Consider the following 4,974-nt stretch of genomic DNA (forward strand, 5'->3'; position numbering starts at 1 on the left):
ATCTGGTCGCCCTCCTGCCCCCCTGGCTGCCGCGGCAGCGCTGGTTCGCCGGCAAGGGCCGGCCCTGGGCCGGCCTGCGTGTCGTCCGCGACGTGCGCCTGTCCGACCTGCTGCGCCACTTCGTCGTCGAGGTCCGCTATACCGATGGTGGTCCGGCCGACCACTACCAGGTACCGCTGGTGGTGCGGCCGGACGCGCCCTACGGGCACGAGGGCTTCTTCGTCGGCAAGTGCGCCGACGGGCTGGTCTACGACGGGCTGCACGATCCGGAGGGCAGCGCCGCCCTGCTGGCGTTCGTCCGCGACCGGACGGCCCGCGACGGGCTCGTGCCGCACACGCTGGAGGAGCTCGAGCTCTTCCCCGCCCACGTGATCGGCGCGGAGCAGTCCAACACCTCGGTCGTGTACGGCGACGCCTACATCCTGAAGGTCTTCCGGCGGCTGTGGCCAGGGACGAACCCGGACCTGGAGATGACCCGCGCGCTCGCCGACGCGGGCAGCCCCAGCGTGGCCCGGCCGCTGGCCTGGCTGGACGGTGTTCTCGACGGCCAGCGCGCCACGTTCGCGTTCATGCAGGAGTTCCTCCGCAGCGGCACCGAGGGCTGGCGGCTCGCCCTCGCCAGCGTCCGGGACCTCTACGCGGAGGCGGACCTGCACGCCGACGAGGTCGGCGGCGACTTCGCGGCCGAGTCCGAGCGGCTGGGCGCGGCCACCGCGGACGTGCACCGCATCATCGCCGAGACGCTCCCCACGGCTGTCGGCGACGCCGGGACCCTGCAGGCGCAGGCCACCGGGATGCACGGGCGGCTGGACGCCGCGATCAGGGCCGTCGAGCGGCTGCGGGCCTTCGAGCCGGGGCTGCGCGCCGCCTACGACGCACTCGCCCGCCAGACGTCACCGGTCGCCCTGCAGCGGGTACACGGCGACTACCATCTGGGGCAGGTGCTACGGGTGGACTCGGGGTGGGTACTCTTCGACTTCGAGGGTGAACCGGCACGTCCGCTGGCAGAACGCACAGCGCTGCAGTCCGTCCATCGTGATGTCGCCGGCATGCTCCGATCATTCGACTACGCGGCCCAGTCGTTGTTGTTGGAACGGTCGCTGTTGGTGGAACGGGAGGACGAGTCCGGACTCAGATATCGCGCGCAGGAATGGGCGGCTCGCAACCGTGACGCCTTCTGCACCGGGTACGCCGGCGTCCGCGGGCACGACCCACGCGAGGAAGCTGCCCTGTTGCGAGCGTTCGAGCTCGACAAGGCTGTGTACGAAGTCGTCTACGAGGCCCGTCACCGCCCATCGTGGCTGCCGATCCCGCTCGGTTCGGTCGAACGGCTGACCTCCACGGACGGATGACTACGTTCTAAGGATGGCGTGTTGTCCATGATCGGTCCTGACAGCGCGGCAGGTGGAGCCGACGAGGGGCACCCGGGCGGTTGCCGCCGCGACGCCAGCGGTCTTCCGAGCGACGTCAGCTCCGGGCTCGCCCGTTCCCCGCTGCCGGCCATGGCCATGGCCGGGCACGGCGGCACCGGCCGCCGGGGCAGCGGCCACGGCGACACCGGCTACGGCACCGGGTATCCCGAAGACGGCGGCTATCCCGAAGCGGCGTACCGGGACGGCGGGCCCGGCCGCGGCGAGCACACCGCGGTCCAGCACGGCAGCGCGGAGCACAGCGGAGCGGAGCACGGCGCAGCGGAGGGGGACACGGCGCAGCGGAGCGGGACGAAGCGGGGCGCCGGCGGCCAGGACACCCCGACGTCGCCTCCCCCGCCCCTGCTCGTCGCCGCCGCCGAGCTCGAACGGCTGGTGAACGGCTCGCACCACGACCCGCACCACATCCTCGGTGCCCATCCCCACGGGGAGTGGACGATCGTGCGGGCCCTGCGGCCGGACGCGGTGAGCGTGGTCGTCATCACCGAAGAGGAGCGGTTCGCATGCACCCGGCTGCACACGGCCGGGGTGTTCGCCGTGGCGCTGCCGACCAGCGCCGTCTCCGGCTACCGGCTGGAGGTCCGGTACTGCGACGCCACGCACGTCGTCGACGACCCCTACCGCCACCTGCCCACCCTCGGGGAGATGGATCTGCACCTCATCGGCGAGGGCCGCCACGAACAGCTGTGGAAGGCGCTCGGCGCGCGGGTGCGCCGCTACCCGGACAGCACCGGCACAACCGAGGTCAGCGGGGTCGGTTTCGCCGTGTGGGCGCCGAACGCCCGCGGTGTGCGGGTGGTCGGCGACTTCGACTTCTGGGACGGCCGGGCCTACCCGATGCGCTCCCTGGGCTCGACCGGCGTCTGGGAGCTGTTCGTGCCCGGCATCGGCGCCGGCTGCCGGTACAAGTACGAGATCCTCGGCTTCGACGGCGTCTGGCGGCAGAAGGCCGACCCGCTCGCGCTGCACACCGAGAACCCGCCGGCCACGGCGAGCGTCGTCTTCGAGTCCGGCTACACCTGGAACGACGAGGCATGGCTGGCGCGGCGCAGGCGCACCGCGTGGCACACCAGGCCGGTCTCGGTCTACGAGGTGCACCTGGGCTCCTGGCGCCGCGGGCTGTCGTACCGGCAGCTCGCCACCGAGCTCGTCGCCCACGTGCGGGAGATGGGCTTCACCCACGTCGAGCTGCTGCCCGTGGCCGAGCATCCCTTCGGTGGCTCCTGGGGCTACCAGGTGTCGGCCTACTACGCGCCGACGTCACGCTTCGGCGACCCCGACGGCTTCCGCTACCTCGTCGACCAGCTCCACCAGGCCGGCATCGGTGTGATCGTCGACTGGGTGCCGGCGCACTTCCCCCGGGACGTCTGGGCGCTGGGCCGCTTCGACGGCACCCCGCTCTACGAGCACCCCGACCCCCGCCGCGGCGAGCAGCCCGACTGGGGGACGTACGTGTTCGACTTCGGGCGTCCCGAGGTGCGCAACTTCCTGGTCGCGAACGCGGTGTACTGGTTCGAGGAGTTCCACGTCGACGGGCTGCGGGTGGACGCCGTCGCCTCCATGCTCTACCTGGACTACTCCAGGGCCGAGGGCGAGTGGGTCCCCAACGTCCACGGCGGCCGGGAGAACCTGGACGCGGTGTCGTTCCTGCAGGAGACCAACGCCACGGTCTACCGGCGCGTCCCGGGCGTACTGATGATCGCCGAGGAGTCGACGGCCTGGCCGGGGGTGACCCGCCCGACGCACCTGGGCGGCCTGGGCTTCGGCTTCAAGTGGAACATGGGCTGGATGCACGACACGCTCGACTACCTCTCCCGGGCGCCGGTGTTCCGCGTGTACCACCACCACCAGATGACCTTCTCCATGATGTACGCGTACTCGGAGAACTTCGTCCTCCCGCTCAGCCACGACGAGGTGGTGCACGGGAAGGGCTCGCTGCTGCGCAAGATGCCCGGTGACCGCCGGCAGCAGCTGGCCAACCTGCGCGCGCTCTACGGCTACATGTGGGCGCACCCGGGCAAGCAGCTGCTGTTCATGGGCGGGGAGTTCGCCCAGGAGGCCGAGTGGTCCGAGGCCCGCTCGCTGGACTGGTGGCACCTGGACGACCCGGGCCACCGGGGCGTGGCCACGCTGCTGAAGGACCTCAACGGGGCCTACCGGGCCGCCCCCGCCCTGTGGGAACGGGACACCTCCCCGGAGGGGTTCTCCTGGATCGACGCGAACGACGCCGAGAACAACGTGTTCTCGTTCCTGCGCTGGGCCGGCGGCGCTCCGGCCGGCGGTGGCCGGGCCGGCGGCGCTCCGGCCGGCGGCCCGGCGGGCGGGCGGGTGCTCGCCTGCGTCACCAACTTCTCCGGCGTCCCGCACACCGGCTACCAGCTCGGGCTGCCGTTCGCCGGCCGCTGGCGTGAGCTCATCAACACCGACGCCACCGAGTACGCCGGCAGCGGGCTGGGGAACCTGGGCTCCGTGCTCGCCGTGGACACCACCCGCCACAACCAGCCGGCGTCGGCGACACTCACCCTGCCCGCCCTGAGCACCCTGTGGCTGTGCTACGAGGGCTCCGTCCAGAACTGACCAGCCGGGAACCGGCCGGCCCGTGCCGGCCCGGCGGGGCTCGTCGGGCCGGCACGGTGCGCCCGGCCGGCCGGGAAAACGCCCGGCATGCCGGGACGTTTTCAGAACAGGGCGGCGGCGAGGGCGCGGCGGGCCGGGGCGACCGCCGGCTCGGCGTCCCCCAACGCCTGGAACAGGCCGACCAGGTGGGCCCGGACACGCTCCCGCTCGTCACCGGTGGTCCGCCGGACGACGCCGACCAGCCGGGTCAGGCCCGTCTCGACCTCGCCCCGGGCGACCAGGACGTCGGCCAGCATGATGGCCGCCTCGACGTCGTCGGGGTCGGCCGACAACCGGGCACGCAACGCGGCCGCGTCGATCGTGGCCACCCGCTGGAAGAGCTCGACACGGGCGAGCCCCAGCGCCGCGTCCTGGTCACCGGGGGCTTCGGTGAGCCCGGCCCGGTAGGCCGCCGCGGCGGCCTCGAGGTCACCGCGGGCGAGCGCCTCCTGCGCGGCGGCGTGGTGCGGGTCGGCGGGGGCCTCGTCCGGCCCGCCGGGCAGGCCGCCGGTGGCCTCGTCGACGAGCGCGAGCAGCTGGTCGAGCCAGGCCCGCACCTCGCGTTCGGGCAGGGCGCCGGTGAACTCACCGATGATCCGCCCGCCGACGATCGCCTTGACCGCGGGAATGCCCTGGACGGCCGCGGCCTGGGCGAGCTGCGGGTTCGCGTCCACATCGATCTTGGCGAGGACCCAGCGGCCGCCGTCGGCTTCCGCCAGCCGCTCGAGGATGGGGCTGAGCTGCTTACACGGGCCGCACCAGCCGGCCCAGAAGTCGACCACCACCGGGACCTGCATGGACCGTTGCAGGACCTCCGTGGCGAACGTGGCCTCGCTGACGTCCACGACGACGGGCTGCGCCGGCGCGCCCGGGCCCGCCTGGGCGGCTCGGGCTGCACCCGCGGCGGTGGCCGCCGGCCGGGCGGGCG

The 4,974-nt window shown here is 73.2% G+C and carries 3 protein-coding genes; 2 read left to right on the forward strand and 1 reads right to left on the reverse strand.

The window, feature by feature from the left end:
* Window positions 1-2: 2 nt before the first annotated feature.
* Together NBW84_RS19130 and glgB are read left to right on the forward strand one after the other, a co-directional pair.
* Window positions 3-1,352, forward strand: coding sequence for a maltokinase N-terminal cap-like domain-containing protein (locus tag NBW84_RS19130; protein WP_250286113.1), 1,350 nt, complete (start codon window positions 3-5; stop codon window positions 1,350-1,352).
* A gap of 27 nt (window positions 1,353-1,379) precedes the next feature.
* Window positions 1,380-4,007: a 1,4-alpha-glucan branching protein GlgB gene (gene glgB / locus NBW84_RS19135; protein WP_250286114.1), complete on the forward strand. Its 2,628-nt coding sequence runs from the start codon at window positions 1,380-1,382 to the stop codon at window positions 4,005-4,007.
* 101 nt (window positions 4,008-4,108) lie between these two features.
* Here glgB and NBW84_RS19140 read toward each other — a convergent pair.
* Window positions 4,109-4,974, reverse strand: an 866-nt coding sequence (locus tag NBW84_RS19140; RefSeq protein ID WP_445548770.1) for a tetratricopeptide repeat protein, incomplete at its 5' end; no start/stop codon positions are given.

Origin of the sequence: Protofrankia sp. CiP1_Cm_nod2, from assembly GCF_920664355.1 — a bacterium.
Taxonomy (GTDB): domain Bacteria; phylum Actinomycetota; class Actinomycetes; order Frankiales; family Frankiaceae; genus Protofrankia.